This window comes from Mycobacterium sp. Panama NTM2 (assembly GCF_054355555.1).
Genome location: NZ_CM135953.1, coordinates 4687568 through 4703509 on the forward strand (window position 1 = coordinate 4687568; position 15942 = coordinate 4703509).

Sequence of the window (15942 nt, forward strand, 5' to 3'; positions counted from 1 at the left end):
TTCGGCTTCCGGCCCCGGCATTGGCTACAGTTGTCCCCATGCCTGCCAAACCTGACCCCGCCGAGATCGGCGACGTCGAGCCCATCGCCGACAGCACCGAGCGCCAGGCGCGACGCGTGGTCGCCGCCTACGCCACCGACGCCGACGAATGCCGGGTCTTCCTGTCGATGCTCGGCATCGGACCGGCGAAGCTCGACGCATAATGCCGGATCCGAGCGGCCCAGACGACCGCTCGGGCTCGGCTGCGTCGGCCGACTTCGTCGTCGTCGCCAATCGTCTACCCATAGACATCGTCCGCCGGCCCGACGGTTCCACGGAATACAAGCGCAGCCCCGGAGGGCTGGTCACCGCGCTCGAGCCGCTCCTGCGCAGGCGCAGCGGCGCCTGGATCGGGTGGCCCGGGGTTCCCGAAGAGGCCGACGACCCGGACAGCTTCGACGAGCCCATCGAGCAGGACGGCATGACGTTGGTGCCGGTGCGGCTGTCCGCCGACGACGTCGCCGAATACTACGAGGGGTTCTCCAACGCGACCCTGTGGCCGCTGTACCACGACGTCATCGTCAAACCGATCTACCACCGGCAGTGGTGGGACCGTTACGTCGAGGTCAACCGCCGATTCGCCGAAGCGACGGCCCGGACCGCGGCCGAGGGCGCCACCGTCTGGGTGCAGGACTACCAGCTGCAGCTCGTGCCGAAGATGCTGCGGATGCTGCGGCCCGACTTGACCATCGGCTTCTTCTTGCACATCCCTTTTCCGCCGGTCGAACTGTTCATGCAGATGCCCTGGCGTACCGAGATCATCGAAGGTCTACTCGGTGCGGACCTGGTGGGCTTCCACCTACCAGGCGGCGCGCAGAACTTCCTGATCCTGTCGCGCCGACTCGTGGGCGCCAACACCTCCCGCGGCAACGTCGGTGTCCGCTCCCGATTCGGGGAGGTCTTCGTCGGATTCCGCACCGTCAAGGTCGGCGCGTTCCCGATCTCCATCGACTCCGGTGACCTCGATCAGCAGGCCCGCACCCGTCGGATCCGCCAGCGCGCCAGAGAGATTCGCGCCGAGCTCGGGAACCCGCGCAAGGTGTTGCTGGGTGTCGACCGACTGGACTACACCAAGGGCATCGACGTCCGTCTGCGGGCGTTCTCCGAGCTGCTCGGTGAAGACCGTATCGACCCCGAGGACACCGTGCTGGTGCAGCTGGCCACGCCGAGCCGTGAACGGGTCGAGAGCTACATCGCGATGCGGGAGGACATCGAACGTCAGGTGGGGCACGTCAACGGCGAGTACGGACAGGTCGGGCACCCGGTGTTGCACTACCTGCATCGCCCTGTGCCCCGGGAGGACCTGATCGCCTTCTACGTCGCCGCCGACGTCATGCTCGTCACCCCGCTGCGCGACGGGATGAACCTGGTGGCCAAGGAGTACGTGGCGTGCCGCAGCGATCTCGGCGGCGCTCTGGTGTTGAGTGAGTTCACCGGGGCGGCAGCCGAATTGCGGCAGGCCTATCTGACGAACCCCCACCACCTCGAAGGCGTCAAGGACGCCATCGAGGCGGCGCTGACACAGACTCCGGAGGAGGGCAGGCGCCGGATGCGGGCACTGCGCCGCCAGGTGCTCGCCCACGATGTGGACCGCTGGGCGCGGTCCTTCCTCGACGCCTTGGCCGACTCTAGATCGGAGTGATGTAGTTGATCAGCCACTTGCCGTCGATCTTCTGGTAATCGACACGCAGCCGGCTGCCGTCGTAGATGGGCTGACGGGACTTGTCCGTCACGGTGCGGTTCATGTACACCATCACCGACGCCGAATCGCGTTGCGCCTCGAGAACTCCGACGCCCACGACGTTGGCCTGGCTGACCAGTTGGCGATCGCGCGCCTGCGGGATGATGTCTTTGACGGCGCGGTCCTCGAACTCCCGGCGATAGCTCGGTGTCAGCAGCGGGTACACCTTGCCGAGGCTGCCCTCGACCGTCTGGTAGTCGTACCCGAACACCTGTGGAATCTGTTGCTGGGCAAGCGGAGCCAGCTCTTGGCGAGCAGCCTGTTCGCCCTGCAGCTGCACCCTGTCCCAGAAGAGCCAACCGCCCACGCCGCCGAGTGCTGCCACACCGAGGGACAACAGCACGGCGATGGCGGCGATCAGCCGCGAGATCCCGTTCCCCATCAGTTGCCGCCGTCGGGGTACTTGAGGTCATAGCCCGTCATGTGCCCGTTGTCGTCCTCGTGCACGATCACCCGCATGCGGTAGGGCTGCGACGGCTTGTTGGTGCCGTCGATGTCGGTCACCGTCACCCGGGCCGATACCAGCACCGAGGCGTTACCACTGATCGGGTCGACCTTTTCCAGCGCGGCGCCGTTGATGACGGCCTCGGAGCTGGCGTTGGTGTCGCGGAAGATCGCCTTGAGGTTGTCGACGTTGTTGCCCTGGCTGAGCATGTCGCGCAGCGGTCCGCTGGTGCCGTTGACGAATCGGTTCACGCTGTCGTCGATGTTGTCCTGCGTATAGCTGAACATGTTGACCACCAGCTGTGACGCCGTGTCGACGAACCGTTGGTCACGTGCCAGCACCGCCTCCTGGGCGCGTTGCTCGTGCAGCATCCACGCCACCCCACCGCCCAGCGCACCGGCCAGGACGACCAGTGCCAGAAGAGCCACCAGCGCGACGAGGCCGCGGTTGGCCCGGCGACGGGGCGGCGGAGCCGCCGACACCGAGACCGGACGGCGGACCGTCGTGGTGCCCGGGGTGTCGAGGAACACCGCGAGGGGGGCCTCCGGTTCGGCACCGGTGGCGGGCCCGGCGGCGCGGGAGGCGCGACGCCGTGGGGGCCGGCTCACCTCACGCGGACTGGCTTCTACCAACTCGTCCTGCCTATAGCTGCTTCGGGGCCAACATCAGATCGACCCAGTTCTCTGCAGGCGCCAGTTTGTCAGTTCCACCGGCGAAGGTGCCAGTTCCGCCGGCAGGGTCGACGAACGTGCCGTTCTGGTCATAGGTCGCCATCGCGGGTCCCGCCGCCTGTGGCATCGGCCCACCCGGCTGCGGCACCGCCTCGGCGGGCAGCAGCGGACCCGACGGAGCGGCGGGCACCCCGGGAGCGGGCGGCGGTGCCGGCGCAGGAGCGGCCGGGGCAGGAGCTGCAGGCGCCGGTGGTGTCCGGCCGTACGGCGGCACCACCTGGTCCGGGGGTGCGAAGTACGGCCACGGCGGGGGCGGCGGCCCCGGCTCGTTCGGCGGCACCGGCAGCGGGAACGGCGCGTGCGGGGCCGGCCCGGGTCCGGGCACCGCGCCCGGCGGCAGCTGCACCACCGGCGGACCCGGATCCGGATCCACCTGCGGCGGAATGAACGGGAACTTGTTGGGCGGCAGGATGTTGCGCCCGTCCTCGATCGGGGTGCCCAGCGGGACCGGAGGCCCGCGCCACGGGTTGGTGCCGATCGGTACGTAACCTTTGGGGTCGCGGCAGAGCTGGATCGTCGGCGCGCGCTTACCCGGGAACTCCTGGCACGGATAGTTGCGGGCACCGCGCACCACCGCGGGGTCGTTCTGCGGCGTCTTGCAGTACATATCGGTCGGCAACTCGCGCAGCGTCGTATCCCCTGGCGAGCGGATAGTGGTCGGCGGCAGGAACCCGACCGAGCAGGTGGGTGGATCGTTGAGGTGGACCTTGAAGTCCAGCTTGCCGCCCTCGTCGGCGGGCACGCCGCCGGCGACGGTGTTCAGCGCGGCAATCAGAGCCGGGAAGATGACCAGCGCCTGTTCGATCGACTTATGATAGATGACGCCGATGCGCCCCAGGTTCGCGAGATTGGCTGCGAGCATCGGGAAGTCGGGGCGAATGCCCTCGAAGGTCTCGTTCGCGACGCCGGCGGCGCCCGGGGCGGTCTGCAGCAGTGTGCGCAGCTGCGGGTCGGCGTTCGCCACCTCGCCGGTGAACCGGGCCAGTCCGTCGGCCAGCGAGCGGATGTTGTCCCCGCTGGCGATCTGCGAATCCAGGAACGGTCCCGCCTGATCGATCAGCTGGGTGGTCTGCCCGTAGTTGGCGTTGGCTTCGTCCACGAGCAGCCGCCCGGACTGGATCAGCCGGGCGAGCTCCGGCCCGGAACCGTTGAACGCCGTGAACGTTTCCCGCAGCAGATCCTTGATCCGGCTGTCACCGAGGCTGTTGACCAGCGAATCCGCCTGCTGCAGCAGGCCGGCGATGTCCTGTCCGATCGCGGTCCGGCTCACCGGGATGTCGGCGCCGTTGCGCAGCTTGTCCCCGGAGGGGTCCTCCGGCGGGACCAGGTCGACGTACTGTTCGCCGATGGCCGACACGCTCTTGACGGTCGCCGTCACGTTGGCCGGCACCGGGGTTCCGCTGTCGAGGCGCATGTGCGCGACGACGCCGTCGTCGGACAGGCCGACGGATTCCACCTGGCCCACGGTGACGCCGCGGTAGGTGACGTTGGCGTTCTGGTACAGGCCACCGGCCGCGGTGAAGTTGGCGGTCACCCGATAGGAGTTCAACCCGATCGCCTCGGGCACGCGAAGGTAGAAGATCGATATCGCGCCGACGGTCAGCACGGTCACGAAGGCGAAGATCGACAGTTGGATCTTGGAGAGCCGGTCCAGCATCTACGGTGTCCCCTCGTGCTGGGTGGCCGTTCCCGGCGCAATCTTGAAGGGGTCGGCCGCCTGTCCGGACAGGTTGGCCAACTCGCCGGTCAGGAAGTCCGGGGGGTTGACGACCTCGTTGAGGCGCTTCATGTTCGGATCGAGCCCGAGCGAGGTGGTGAACACCGTCTCGCCGAGGCGACGCAATGTCAGGTCGAACGTGACGAAGACGTTGAGGTAGTCGCCGCGGACCGCCTTGCGCAGGTACTGGTAGTGGAACGGGAATGTCGGCAGAAACTCCAGGCTGTGGATGAAGTCATCGGCGTTGTCGTTGAGTGCTTTGACCACCGGGAACAGATCCTTGAGGTCGGCAGCCAGATCCACCTTCGTCTCGGCGAGGATCTTCGAGCCCACCACCGCGAGCCTGCGCAGCGCGGTGAAGGTGTCGACGATGGCGGCCCGGTTGCGGTCCAGGACATCGAGCGCCGCGGGCAGCGTGTCCAGGGTGCGGCCCAGACTGTCCTTGCTACGCGCGAGGATGCCAGCGAAGCGGTCGAGACCCTCGGCGGCAGAGATGATGTCGTCGGTCTGCCGGTCCAGCGATGACGTCAGCTCGGCCAGCCGAGGAATCAGGTCGGTGAACGTACCCTGGCGCCCGACGACGGCGTTGTAGAACTCCTCGGTGATGTCCTGCAACGCGCCGAGATTGCCCTTGTTGACGACGACGCCGAGCGAGGACAGCACTTCCTCGGTGGTCGGATACCGACCCGTACGGTCCAGCGGGATGTTGGAGTTTTCAGCCAACCGGCCGACGGGCTTCTCCGGGGGCTCGGCCAATTCGACGTGCTGGGAGCCCAACAGCGAGGTCTGCGCGACCTTCGCGATTGCATTGGCGGGCAGATTGACGTCCTTGTCCAGCGACAGCTTCACCGCCGCGTAGAACGTCCCGTCGGCGCGCTGGACGGCGTCGATGCCCGACACACTACCCACGGTCACATCGTTGACCATCACCGGTGAGTTTTGCGGCAGCGTCGCCACGTCCGGCAGCTCGACGGTCACGGTGTAGGAACCCTCGCCGTGCCCGGCGGTGCCCGGCATGTCCAGCGAGTTCAATCCTCCGAATTCACACCCGGACACCAGCACCGTCAGGGTGCCGAGGGCCAGCGCAGGCCGAATGACCTTGCGGATCATGAGCCTCCCCCCACGGTCGGAACGGGACCGGGTGCCGGACCCGAACCCTGTGCCGCAGCGGGACCGGGTGCCGGACCTGCACCCTGCGCCGGAGCGGTAGGCAGGAACATCGACGCCAGATCAGCTGTACCCGGACCGATCGGCGGCGGCGTCGTTCCAGGGGCGTTCTGCCACTGCAGGTACGGCACCGGCGTCTGGGCCTTGGCTTCCGTCGCCGGGGTGTCGTACTGGATCTGGCCCTTGTACGCGGTGATGCTGTTGATGGGGTGGAACAGCAGCGGTGGGAAGTTCATGGCGATCCGCTTGAACACCGGGCCCATCCGCTGGCGGCAGATCTCCGCGCGCTTGTAATTGTCCGGGTTCGCGCCGACGTCGAAGGTGCCACCGCAGATAAACTGGACGGGATTAGAGAAGTTCGGCAGCGTCAGCAGACCGCCGACGGTGCCCTGCGCGGGGTTGTAGATGTTGTAGAAGTTGGCCAGACCGTTCGGCGTGATGTGCAGGACCTGCTCGATGTCGTCGCTGTGCTCGGTGAGCAGGTTGGTGAAGTCCGCCAGCTTGCCCACCTGATCGACGAGCGCCTTATTGTTGTCCCCCAGTAGGCCTTTCACGTCTGACAGGGCCTGATTCAACGTTCCGAGCGTGTTGTCCAGGTCGGCGGAGCTGTCGGCGAGTACCTGCGACACCGACGCAACGTGGTCGGTGAACTGCACGATCTGCTGGTTGCTGTTGGACAGAGCGTTGACGAGCACCTGCAGATTGCGGACCGTACCGAAGAGGTCGGTTCTGCTGTCGCCGAGACGACCCGCAGTCTGGGACAACTCGCGAATCGCCTGCCGGAACGACTCACCGTTGCCATCCAGGGTGTCGGCGGCCTGGTCGACGAACGCCTTGAGTGGGCCCTGCACGGAGTTCTGCTGCGGACCCAGCTGGCTGCTCAGCTGGGTGAGCTGCTCCTTGACCTCGTCCCACTCCACCGGGACAGCGGTGCGGTCCGGCCCGATCTCGGCGTCGTCCGCCATCACCGGGCCACCGGTGTAGGCCGGTGCCAGCTGGATGAACCTCGCCGCGACCAGGTTCGGAGAGATGATCAGCGCCTGCGCGTCGGCCGGGATCTTGACCCCGTCGTCGATGGACATCGTGATCTTGACGTCCTTGGCACGGGGTTCGATCGAGTCGATGCGACCCACCGGGACGCCGATGACCCGCACCTCGTCGCCGGAGTAGAGACCGACCGCAGACGAGAAGTAGGCCACCACCTTATTGCCGCCCCGCGACGGCCACACCAGGTACACGGCCGACACCAAGGCGACGACGAGCACGGCCGCCAGCGCGATACGCAGCACGCGGGCCTTCTTCGGAGACAAATCGTTGTGTGTCATGGCGACTTCGGCCTGATGATCAGTCGCTCGGAGATGAATCCGCGCAGGTAGTCGGCAAGGCTGTCGGGCAGTTTGCCCGGCTGGAAGTAGGTGTCGAGCAGGACTTCGGACAGCGAGGCGGGCGGCAGACCGTAGAGGTTGATCTGGAATCCGGGGCCCGAGCCGACCACTTCGCCGAGTGTGGTCGCGTACGGCGGCAGCCGCTTGAGCGCCTCGCCGATGTGCTCGCGCCGCTCCAGCAGGTTGTCCATCACCAAGTTCAGCTGCTTCAACGCCGGGCCGAACTCCCGCTTGTTGTCGGCGACGAAGCCCGAGAGTTGTCGTGAGACATCGTCGATTCCGCCGATCAGATTGCTCAGCGCCTGCCGACGCTCGTCGAGGGCGGCGAACAGCATGTTCCCGTCGACGATGAGCTGGTTGACCTGGCCGGACCGCTGGGCCAGCGTGTCGGTGATGCGCTTGGCGTGGGTGAGCAACTGTTCGAGCGCTTCGTCGCGCTTGTTCAGGCTGCGCGACAGGTTCGTGACGCCGTCGAGCGCACCGCGCAGCTGCGGCTTGGCATCACGCAACGAGTCGGTCAGCGTCTGCAGCGCCTGCTCGAATCGCGGCTTGTCCAATTCACTGGCGTTCTGCCCGAGATCCTGCAGCGCAGTGTTGAGGGTGTACGGAGTCGTGGTGCGCCCCACCGGGATCGAGGTCACCGACCCGCCGCCCCTGGGGGTCACGGCCAACGACTTCTCGCCCAGCACAGTATCGGTCTTGATCGCCACCAGCGACTGGTCACCCACCATGATCTTGCGGTCGACGGTGAACGTCACCTTCGCGGTGTCGCCGGCCAGGGCCACGCTCTCGACCTTGCCGACGTTGATCCCCGAGACGTTGACATCGTTGCCCGGCGAGATGCCGCCGGCATCGGTGAAGAACGCCTCGTACGGCTTGCCCTGCGGCATGAACGGGAGGTTGCTGTAACCGAACGACACCAGAACCAGGCAGGTCACCAGCACGATGCCGAAAATGCCGGTGCGCAAGGGGTTTCCACCGTCAGGTCTAGCCATTCTCAGAGCACCTCCCCTTCGACGGATCCGGTGGGCCACCGAACGGGATGAGGATGTCGCTCCCGGCCGGCCCGTTGATCTTCATGCGGATCGAGCAGTAATAGATGTTGAAGAACGAGCCGTACGCGCCGAGTGCGTTGAGCCGCAGGTAGTTCTCCGCGAGCGGCTCGATGACCTTGTTGATGTCACCCTTGCGCTCATCCATACGCTGCGCCAGGGGCCGCACGTTCTCCAGCACCCCCTGCAGCGGACGGCGACTCTTCTCCAGCGTCTCTGTCAGGTCGTTGGTGGCCGTGGACAGCGGGCCGATGGCGCCGGCGATCGGATCGCGCCCCTGCGCGAGACCGGTGAGCACCTTCTGCAGCTTGTCCACGGTGGCGTCGAACTCGGCCCCCTTCTCGTCGACCGTGCCGAGCACCGTGTTCAGATGAGTGATCAGGTCCCCGATCAGTCGATCGCGCGCGGCCAGGTCCTGGGTGAACGCACTGGTGGACGACAGCATCTGCGACAGCGCGCCGCCTTGGCCCTGCAGCAACTCGATGATCGCATTACTGACCTCGTTGATCTTCCGTCCGTCCAGGCCCTTGAAGACCGGCTTCAGACCGCCGAGCAAGGCGTCCAGATCGAGCGCGGGCGCGGTGTTGGTGATGGTGCCACCCGGCGGGAGCTTGATCAGATCGCCCGGGCCCGAGGCGATCTCGAGGTAGCGATCGCCCACCAGGTTCTCGTAGCGGACCAGCGCCTTGCTGGAGGTGTAGAGCTGATAGCGCTCGTTGAGCGCGAACGCGACGTCGACGGTGTTGTCGTCGTTGAGCGTGACGTCTTTGACCGCACCGACGGGCACGCCCGCGATACGCACGTCTTGGCCGGCCTTGAGCCGCGAGGCGTCAGTGAAGGTGGCGTGATAGTCCTTGTCCGAACCGAACCGGAACTCGCCGAACACCACGATCAGCATGGCGGCGACGAGCAGCATCACCACGGTGAACACCCCGACATTGATCATGGTGCGGTCCTGCGCACCGAGTCTGCGTGCCACTAGAAATCATCCCGTTCCGCGAAGGCCCCGTTGAACAGGAACTGCAGCGTCGAGGGTGCGTCGAACTGCAGCTCGGTGTTCGGCTGGTAGGGCACGTAGGCGTTGTCGGTCACCAGGAACGGGCTGTGATACCACGATCCGCCGAACTGCTTGCTCGGAGCGTCCGGTAAGCCGCGACAGTTCGGGCCGCCCGAGGCATTCACGATGGGCAGGCTCTCGGGGTAGGTGTACGCGGGCGAGCCGGGAATGAAACTCGACGACACGAACAGGCCGGGACGAATCCCACCGATGATCGGCGCGAACCGCTCGATCGCGATCGAGATGCCCTTGACCAGGCAGCCGAACTCGGGCGAGTAGTCGCCGACCACCTTCAGCGGTGCCCGCAACCGCTGAATGGCCGCGATCAAATCGTCTGCCCCTGGTTCGAGGGTGTCGGCGGCATTGTTGCCCAGCCCCGTGGCGGCCAGCAGTGTCGCGTTCAGGTTGTCCTGCTCGTCGACCACTGTCTTGCTGACGGTCGGCGCGTTGTCGAGGATCGTCGCGAGATCGGGGGCGGCGTCGCCGTAGATGTTGGTGACGACCGCCGCCTTGCGGAAGTCGTCCTGCAGGGTCGGCAACTTCGGGTTCAGCTGTTGCAGATAGTAATTGAGTCCCGACAACCCGGCGCCGAGGTCGTCTCCGTGCCCGCGCAGACCTTCGGCCAGCGCGGACAGCGTCGCGTTCAGGTTGACCGGATCGATCTTGCCGAGCACGTCGGTCAGCGTCTGGAACAGGGTGTTGACCTCCAGCTGAACATCCTTGGCTTGCACCTGGGTCCCCGCCCGCAGCGGCGTCTTGTCCGGGTCGGGCGGTGTCAGGAACTCCACCGACTTGGCGCCGAAGATGGTGTTGCCCGCGATGCGGACCTGCGCATTGCTCGGGATGTAGCGCATGTCGTCGCTGCGGATGGCCAGTGTCAACTTGGCGTCCTGCCCGGCGTAGTCGATCGACTCGACCTCGCCGACCTGGATGCCGCGATATTTCACCTTCGCCTTGGTCTCCATCACCAGACCGGCGCGCGGCGAGAGCACCGTCACCTTGTCGGTCGAGGTGAAGGCCGCGGTGTACGACAGGTACGTGAAGACGACGGCGGCGAGCACCACCACAGCGAGTATCGCTGCAGCGATCCTCACGTGGCTGCGCTTGGCGTCACCGTTGGCCATGAAAGCTGTCGTCCTATCCGGAGAGGTTGAAGTTGCCCGAGGCGCCGTAGACGGCCAGCGAGATGAACAGCACGATCGTCACCACGACGATGAGCGACGTACGTACGGCCTGCCCCACGGCGATGCCCACCCCGACCGGGCCGCCGGATGCGTTGAAGCCGTAGTAGGTGTGAACGAGCATCACCGCCACCGACATCACGATGGCTTGCAGGAACGACCAGAGCAGATCGCTGGGCACCAGGAACGTGTTGAAGTAGTGGTCGTAGAGGCCCGCGGACTGACCGTTGATGTAGACGGTGGTGAAGCGGGCCGCGAAGAACGCGGCGAGCACCGACAGTGCGTACAGCGGGACGATCGCGATCAGTCCGGCGATCAGGCGCGTCGACACCAGATACGACACCGCGTGCACGGCCATCGACTCCACGGCGTCGATCTCCTCGGCGACCCGCATCGCGCCCAGTTGCGCTGTCGCGCCGGCACCGATGGTCGCCGCGAGCGCGATGCCCGCGATGACCGGCGCCACGATCCGCACGTTGAGGAAGGCCGACAGGAACCCGGTGAGCGCCTCGATGCCGATGTTCCCCAGCGACGAATATCCCTGCACGGCGATCACGCCGCCGGAGGCGAGCGTCATGAACGCCGCCACGCCGACCGTTCCGCCGATCATCACGAGAGCGCCGGTGCCCATGGTCATCTCGGCGATGAGCCGGATCGTCTCCTTGCGATAACGAGTGACCGCGTTGGGGATGTATTTCACCGATTCGCCGTAGAACAGCGCCTGCTCGCCCACGGTGTCGACGGCGCGCGGCACGCCACTGAACGCGCGCCGGAACCGGAGGGTGAGGTCGTAACTCATCAGCGGGCCAGCACTCTCACCCCGACCGCCGTCATGATCACGTTGATCACGAACAGGCAGATGAACGCGTAGACCACGGTCTCGTTGACCGCGTTGCCCACGCCCTTGGGGCCGCCCTTGACGGTCAGGCCGCGGTAGCAGCCCACCAGCCCGGCGACGACGCCGAACAGCAGCGCCTTGATCTCGGCCAGCACCAGTTCCCCGAGCCCGGTCAGCACCGTCAGTCCGTTGATGAACGCCCCCGGGTTGACACCCTGCAGGAACACCGAGAACACGTAGCCGCCGGCCAGACCGATCAGGCAGACCAGGCCGTTGAGCAGAAGCGCCACGAACGTCGACGCCAGCACGCGGGGCACCACCAGCCGCTGGATGGGGTCGATACCCAGCACCCGCATGGCGTCGATCTCCTCGCGGATCGTGCGGGCCCCCAGGTCGGCACAGATCGCGGTCGCCCCGGCACCGGCGACGACCAGCACCGTCACCACCGGCCCCAGCTGCGTGATCGTGCCGAACGCGGTACCGGCGCCGGACAGATCCGCCGCACCGATCTCACGCAGCAGGATGTTCAGCGTGAACGCCACCAGAACGGTGAACGGGATCGCCACCAGCAGGGTGGGGACCAGGGACACGCGCGCGATCATCCACGTCTGATCCAGGAATTCGCGGAACTGGAACGGTCGGCGGAAGGACTTGGCGAAAGTGTCCAAGGACATCTCGACGAACCCGCCCACGGCCCGCGCGGGCGCCGCAAGCTGTTCGATCAAACGCGTGCTCCGATCTCGGTCCGAAGGTGTCGACAACGTACGCCTGGCGAACTCTTACCGAGAAGCTGCCTGCGTGGGGTTCCCACCCCCGCACTCGGCGCTGCCTCCCGTGAGCCGGATCATACTAACTAGAACACGTTCGCAGTGTCAAAGACCGGCAATCCACGTCATTTTGTTATGTTTGCACTGCTCAGACCATGTGTGACACAGGTCATTCTAGAACACGTTCTACCTGCGGATCGCCTGTGACAACAGAGACTGTCAGTCTCGGTCGCCGAGCCCCATCGCCGCCGAGAAGCTTTTCTCCGGGTCACGATCAGCAAAGTATTCCTGCAGAGTTGCCGACAATGCGGACGGGTCCCACTCGTCGCCGTCGGCACTGAATTGCTTTTCCGCCGTCGGCGCCGCGAGGAGCGTCACCGTCGGACCATAGACGATGAACAGCTGTCCGTTGACGGCTTCGGCGGCAGGAGATGCCAGGAACCGCACCAGGTTCACGACGTGCTCGGGCGACAGCGGGTCGACCACACCGTCGGGCAACTCCGGGGCGTCACCGAACACGCCGGCCGACATCGCGGTCCTGGCCCGCGGCGCGATGGCATTCGCGCGGACACCGAAGCGGCCCAGAGCGCGCGCCGCGGACAGCGTCAGCGCAGTGATTCCCGCCTTCGCCGCACCGTAGTTGGGCTGGCCGACCGGGCCGGACAGACCGGCCTCGGACGATGTGTTGATGATCCGGCCGTAGATCTGACCGTCTCCGGCCTTGGCCTTCGACCGCCAATAGGTGGCGGCGTTGCGGGTCAGCAGGAAGTGCCCGCGCAGGTGCACGTTGATGACCGCATCCCATTCCTCGTCGGTCATGTTGAACAGGATGCGGTCGCGGGTGATGCCGGCGTTGTTGACCACGATGCCCAGCCCGCCCAGACCGTCGGCGGTCTCGACGAGTTCATCTGCTGTCGAGCGCTCGCTGATGTCGCCGGCCACGGCCACTCCCTTGGCACCGACCTGGGCGATCTCGTCGAGAACATCCGAGCGGTCGAGCGCGGGTGCGATGTCGTTGACCACCACGGTGGCTCCGGCGCGCGCCAGCCCGACGGCCTCGGCCCGGCCCAGTCCGGCGGCGGCTCCGGTCACGACCGCGACGCGTCCGGACAGATCGATGTCAGTCTTCGGAGAAGTCACTTATGAATACCTCTAGTCGTGCCGGATCAGGGCTGCCCGGGGGCACTCGATGATGGCCTGCTCGGCCACCGCCTCCTCCCCTTCGGGTACGGGGTCGGCCTTGACCACCGCGTAGTCCTCGTCGTCGAGGTCGAACAGGTCGGGGGCTATTCCGACGCACACGGCATTGCCCTCGCAACGGTCACGATCCACTTCAACTCGCATGACTTCCTCCTGACGGTCTAGGGCTGTAGGCCGATTCGCAGCGCACCCAGTGTGGCACCAGCCTGGACCCCAAGACTAGAACGTGTTACAACCGGGGAAGACCTGAGGTATCCACACGGGCGTCCGGAATGGCACCGGGTACAGGCTCGCAGACTAGTGAGGATCGCGATGCGGATCGGCTACACCCCCGAGCAAGAGGAGCTGCGCCGCGAGCTGCGCGCGTACTTCACCAAGCTGATGACCCCGGAGCGTGCGGAGGCGCTGGCGAGCAACGACGGCGAGATGGGCCGCGGGAACGTCTACCGGGAGACCGTCGCCCAGATGGGCAAGGACGGCTGGCTGACGCTGTCCTGGCCGACGGAGTACGGCGGTCAGGCGCGGCCGCCGATGGACGGGCTGATCTTCAACGACGAGGCCGCGATCGCCAACGTGCCGGTTCCGTTCCTGACCATCAACAGCGTCGCGCCGACGATCATGCATTTCGGCAGCGACGAGCAGAAGAAGTTCTTCCTGCCCAAGATCGCCGCGGGCGAGCTGCACTTCTCGATCGGGTACTCCGAGCCGGGCGCCGGCACCGACCTGGCTTCGCTGCGCACCACCGCGATGCGCGACGGCGACGAGTACGTGATCAACGGGCAGAAGATGTGGACGTCGCTGATCGCCTACGCCGACTACGTGTGGCTGGCCGTGCGCACCAACACCGAAGCCAAGAAGCACCGAGGCATCTCGATGCTGATCGTGCCGACGACGGCCGAGGGGTTCTCCTGGACGCCGGTGCACACCGTTGCGGGCGTGGACACCAGCGCGACCTATTACCAGGATGTCCGGGTCCCGGTCAGCAGCCTCGTCGGCGAGGAGAACGCCGGCTGGAAGCTGGTGACCAACCAGCTGAACCACGAGCGTGTCGCACTGGTCTCGGCGCAGCCGATCTTCGTCGCCCTGAACGCGGTGCGCGAGTGGGCGCAGAACACCAAGGACGTGCACGGCAGCCGGTTGATCGATGCGCAGTGGGTGCAGCTCAATCTCGCGCGGGTGCACGCCAAGGCCGAGGTGCTCAAGCTGATCAACTGGGAACTGGCGTCCACGGAGGACGCCGCGCCCTCCCCTGCCGACGCGTCGGCGGCCAAGGTGTACGGCACCGAGTTGGCCACCGAGGCGTACCGGTTGCTGATGGAGGTGATGGGCACCGCGGCCACCCTGCGCGCGGATTCCCCGGGCGCTCTGCTGCGCGGCCGGATCGAGCGGATGCACCGGTCGTGCCTGATCCTCACGTTCGGCGGCGGTACCAACGAGATCCAGCGAGACATCATCGGCATGGTGGCGCTCGGGCTGCCCCGAGTGAACCGGTAAAGGGAGCTTCGACATGGATTTCTCGACGACAGAGGCCAGCGACGATCTCGGCGGACTGGTTCGCACGATCACCGAATCGGTGTGCACGGCCGACCATCAGCGGGAGCTCGACGGGCTCGGGCCGCAGCAGGGCGGCCGCTTCGACGATGCGCTGTGGCGCAAGCTGATCGACGCCGACATCCTGTCGACCACCGCACCGGAAGAGGTCGGCGGCGGCGGATACGGCGCGCTGGAGGAGGTCGCGGTGCTGGTCGCGCTCGGCCGCCAGCTGGCCGCGGTGCCGTACTTGGAGTCCGTCGTGCTGGGCGCGGGAGCGCTGACCCGATTCGCCTCGGACGACCTGGCGCAGGAATGGGCAGCCCCCGCCGTGCGCGGCGAGAAGATCCTCACGGTCGCGCTCGACGGCGAGATGGGTGAGGGCCCGGTCCGGGCGCGCACGGAAGGGTCCGAGGTCACGCTGACCGGTGCCCGCACGCTGGTGCCGTTCGCGCCGAAGGCCGACGCCTTCCTCGTCCCGGCCGAAACAGATTCGGGCGTCGGCGTTTTCCTCATCGCCAGGAGCGACAGCGGGCTCACGGTCACCGCTCTCGACACCACGGGGCTCGGCAGCGTCGGTGCACTGGAGCTGCACGAGGTCACCGTGCCCGCCGACCGCCGCATCGGCGGGCCGGAGGTCGTGGACTGGCTCATCACCCGCGGCTCGCTCGGCCGTAGCGCCTACCAGCTCGGCGTGGTCGAGCGTGCACTGGAGATGACGGCCGCCTACGCCCGGGAACGCGAGCAGTTCGACCGTCCCATCGGCAGTTTCCAGGCGGTGTCGGCCCGGCTTGCCGACGGCTACATCGACATCAAGGGGCTGCGGCTCACCCTGACCCAGGCCGCGTGGCGGGTCTCGGAGGATCTGCCGGCCGACATCGACGTGGCCAGTGCGGCGTTCTGGGCCGCCGAGGCGGGACATCGCGTGGCCCACACGGCCGTTCACGTCCACGGCGGAGTGGGTATCGACACCGACCATCCGGTACATCGCTACTTCCTCGCCGCCAAGCAGACCGAGTTCACGCTCGGCGGGGCCACCGGGCAGTTGCTGCGTATCGGCCGCGAATTGGCCGACACGCCGGCCTGAGTCAC

Annotated in this window: 16 protein-coding genes; 4 read left to right on the forward strand and 12 right to left on the reverse strand. The window is 66.7% G+C overall.

Translation table 11 applies throughout. The features are described from left to right. Positions 1-38 precede the first annotated feature (38 nt). On the forward strand, positions 39-203 hold the full coding sequence (locus ACXYX3_RS22490) for a hypothetical protein (protein WP_172835593.1): 165 nt from the start codon (positions 39-41) through the stop codon (positions 201-203). Beyond that, positions 203-1681, forward strand: coding sequence for an alpha,alpha-trehalose-phosphate synthase (UDP-forming) (locus ACXYX3_RS22495; RefSeq protein ID WP_221351487.1), 1479 nt, complete (start codon positions 203-205; stop codon positions 1679-1681). Before ACXYX3_RS22490 ends, ACXYX3_RS22495 begins: the two co-directional genes overlap by 1 nt. On the opposite strand, the gene ACXYX3_RS22500 is transcribed toward ACXYX3_RS22495, so the two are convergent. The 12 genes from ACXYX3_RS22500 to ACXYX3_RS22555 all read right to left on the reverse strand — a co-directional run bounded on the left by ACXYX3_RS22500 (position 1668) and on the right by ACXYX3_RS22555 (position 13464). Beyond that, positions 1668-2162, reverse strand: coding sequence for a mammalian cell entry protein (locus ACXYX3_RS22500; protein WP_221351489.1), 495 nt, complete (start codon positions 2160-2162; stop codon positions 1668-1670). The two genes, ACXYX3_RS22495 and ACXYX3_RS22500, sit on opposite strands and share 14 nt — an antisense overlap. Further along, a complete protein-coding gene (locus ACXYX3_RS22505) occupies positions 2162-2833 on the reverse strand; it encodes a mammalian cell entry protein (RefSeq protein WP_241203530.1) in 672 nt (223 codons plus the stop codon). Before ACXYX3_RS22505 ends, ACXYX3_RS22500 begins: the two co-directional genes overlap by 1 nt. A 34-nt stretch (positions 2834-2867) precedes the next feature. Then, positions 2868-4613, reverse strand: a complete 1746-nt coding sequence (locus ACXYX3_RS22510) for a virulence factor Mce family protein (RefSeq protein ID WP_221351493.1) — start codon at positions 4611-4613, stop codon at positions 2868-2870. Then, complete coding sequence (locus tag ACXYX3_RS22515; RefSeq protein WP_221351495.1) at positions 4614-5783, reverse strand: MCE family protein; 1170 nt, start codon at positions 5781-5783, stop codon at positions 4614-4616. Then, positions 5780-7165, reverse strand: a complete 1386-nt coding sequence (locus ACXYX3_RS22520) for an MCE family protein (RefSeq protein WP_221351498.1) — start codon at positions 7163-7165, stop codon at positions 5780-5782. The genes ACXYX3_RS22515 and ACXYX3_RS22520 overlap by 4 nt, the downstream gene beginning before the upstream one ends. Then, positions 7162-8220 (reverse strand): MCE family protein, encoded by a 1059-nt coding sequence (locus ACXYX3_RS22525; RefSeq protein ID WP_221351500.1) that lies wholly within the window; start codon positions 8218-8220, stop codon positions 7162-7164. Before ACXYX3_RS22525 ends, ACXYX3_RS22520 begins: the two co-directional genes overlap by 4 nt. Beyond that, a complete protein-coding gene (locus ACXYX3_RS22530) occupies positions 8213-9223 on the reverse strand; it encodes an MCE family protein (RefSeq protein WP_221353739.1) in 1011 nt (336 codons plus the stop codon). Before ACXYX3_RS22530 ends, ACXYX3_RS22525 begins: the two co-directional genes overlap by 8 nt. A 32-nt stretch (positions 9224-9255) precedes the next feature. Beyond that, positions 9256-10458: an MCE family protein gene (locus ACXYX3_RS22535; RefSeq protein WP_221351502.1), complete on the reverse strand. Its 1203-nt coding sequence runs from the start codon at positions 10456-10458 to the stop codon at positions 9256-9258. Positions 10459-10471: 13 nt separating this feature from the next. Continuing rightward, a complete protein-coding gene (locus tag ACXYX3_RS22540) occupies positions 10472-11314 on the reverse strand; it encodes an MlaE family ABC transporter permease (protein ID WP_221351504.1) in 843 nt (280 codons plus the stop codon). Next, positions 11314-12078: an MlaE family ABC transporter permease gene (locus ACXYX3_RS22545; protein WP_046365488.1), complete on the reverse strand. Its 765-nt coding sequence runs from the start codon at positions 12076-12078 to the stop codon at positions 11314-11316. The genes ACXYX3_RS22540 and ACXYX3_RS22545 overlap by 1 nt, the downstream gene beginning before the upstream one ends. Before the next feature lie 261 nt (positions 12079-12339). Beyond that, a complete protein-coding gene (locus tag ACXYX3_RS22550) occupies positions 12340-13260 on the reverse strand; it encodes a 3-oxoacyl-ACP reductase (RefSeq protein ID WP_458609072.1) in 921 nt (306 codons plus the stop codon). Between the two features lie 12 nt (positions 13261-13272). Then, on the reverse strand, positions 13273-13464 hold the full coding sequence (locus tag ACXYX3_RS22555; protein ID WP_046365490.1) for a ferredoxin: 192 nt from the start codon (positions 13462-13464) through the stop codon (positions 13273-13275). 168 nt (positions 13465-13632) lie between these two features. On the opposite strand from ACXYX3_RS22555, the gene ACXYX3_RS22560 reads away from it, so the two are divergent. Next, positions 13633-14814, forward strand: coding sequence for an acyl-CoA dehydrogenase family protein (locus ACXYX3_RS22560; RefSeq protein WP_458612187.1), 1182 nt, complete (start codon positions 13633-13635; stop codon positions 14812-14814). 13 nt (positions 14815-14827) lie between these two features. Then, a complete protein-coding gene (locus ACXYX3_RS22565) occupies positions 14828-15937 on the forward strand; it encodes an acyl-CoA dehydrogenase family protein (RefSeq protein WP_458609073.1) in 1110 nt (369 codons plus the stop codon). Positions 15938-15942 lie beyond the last annotated feature (5 nt).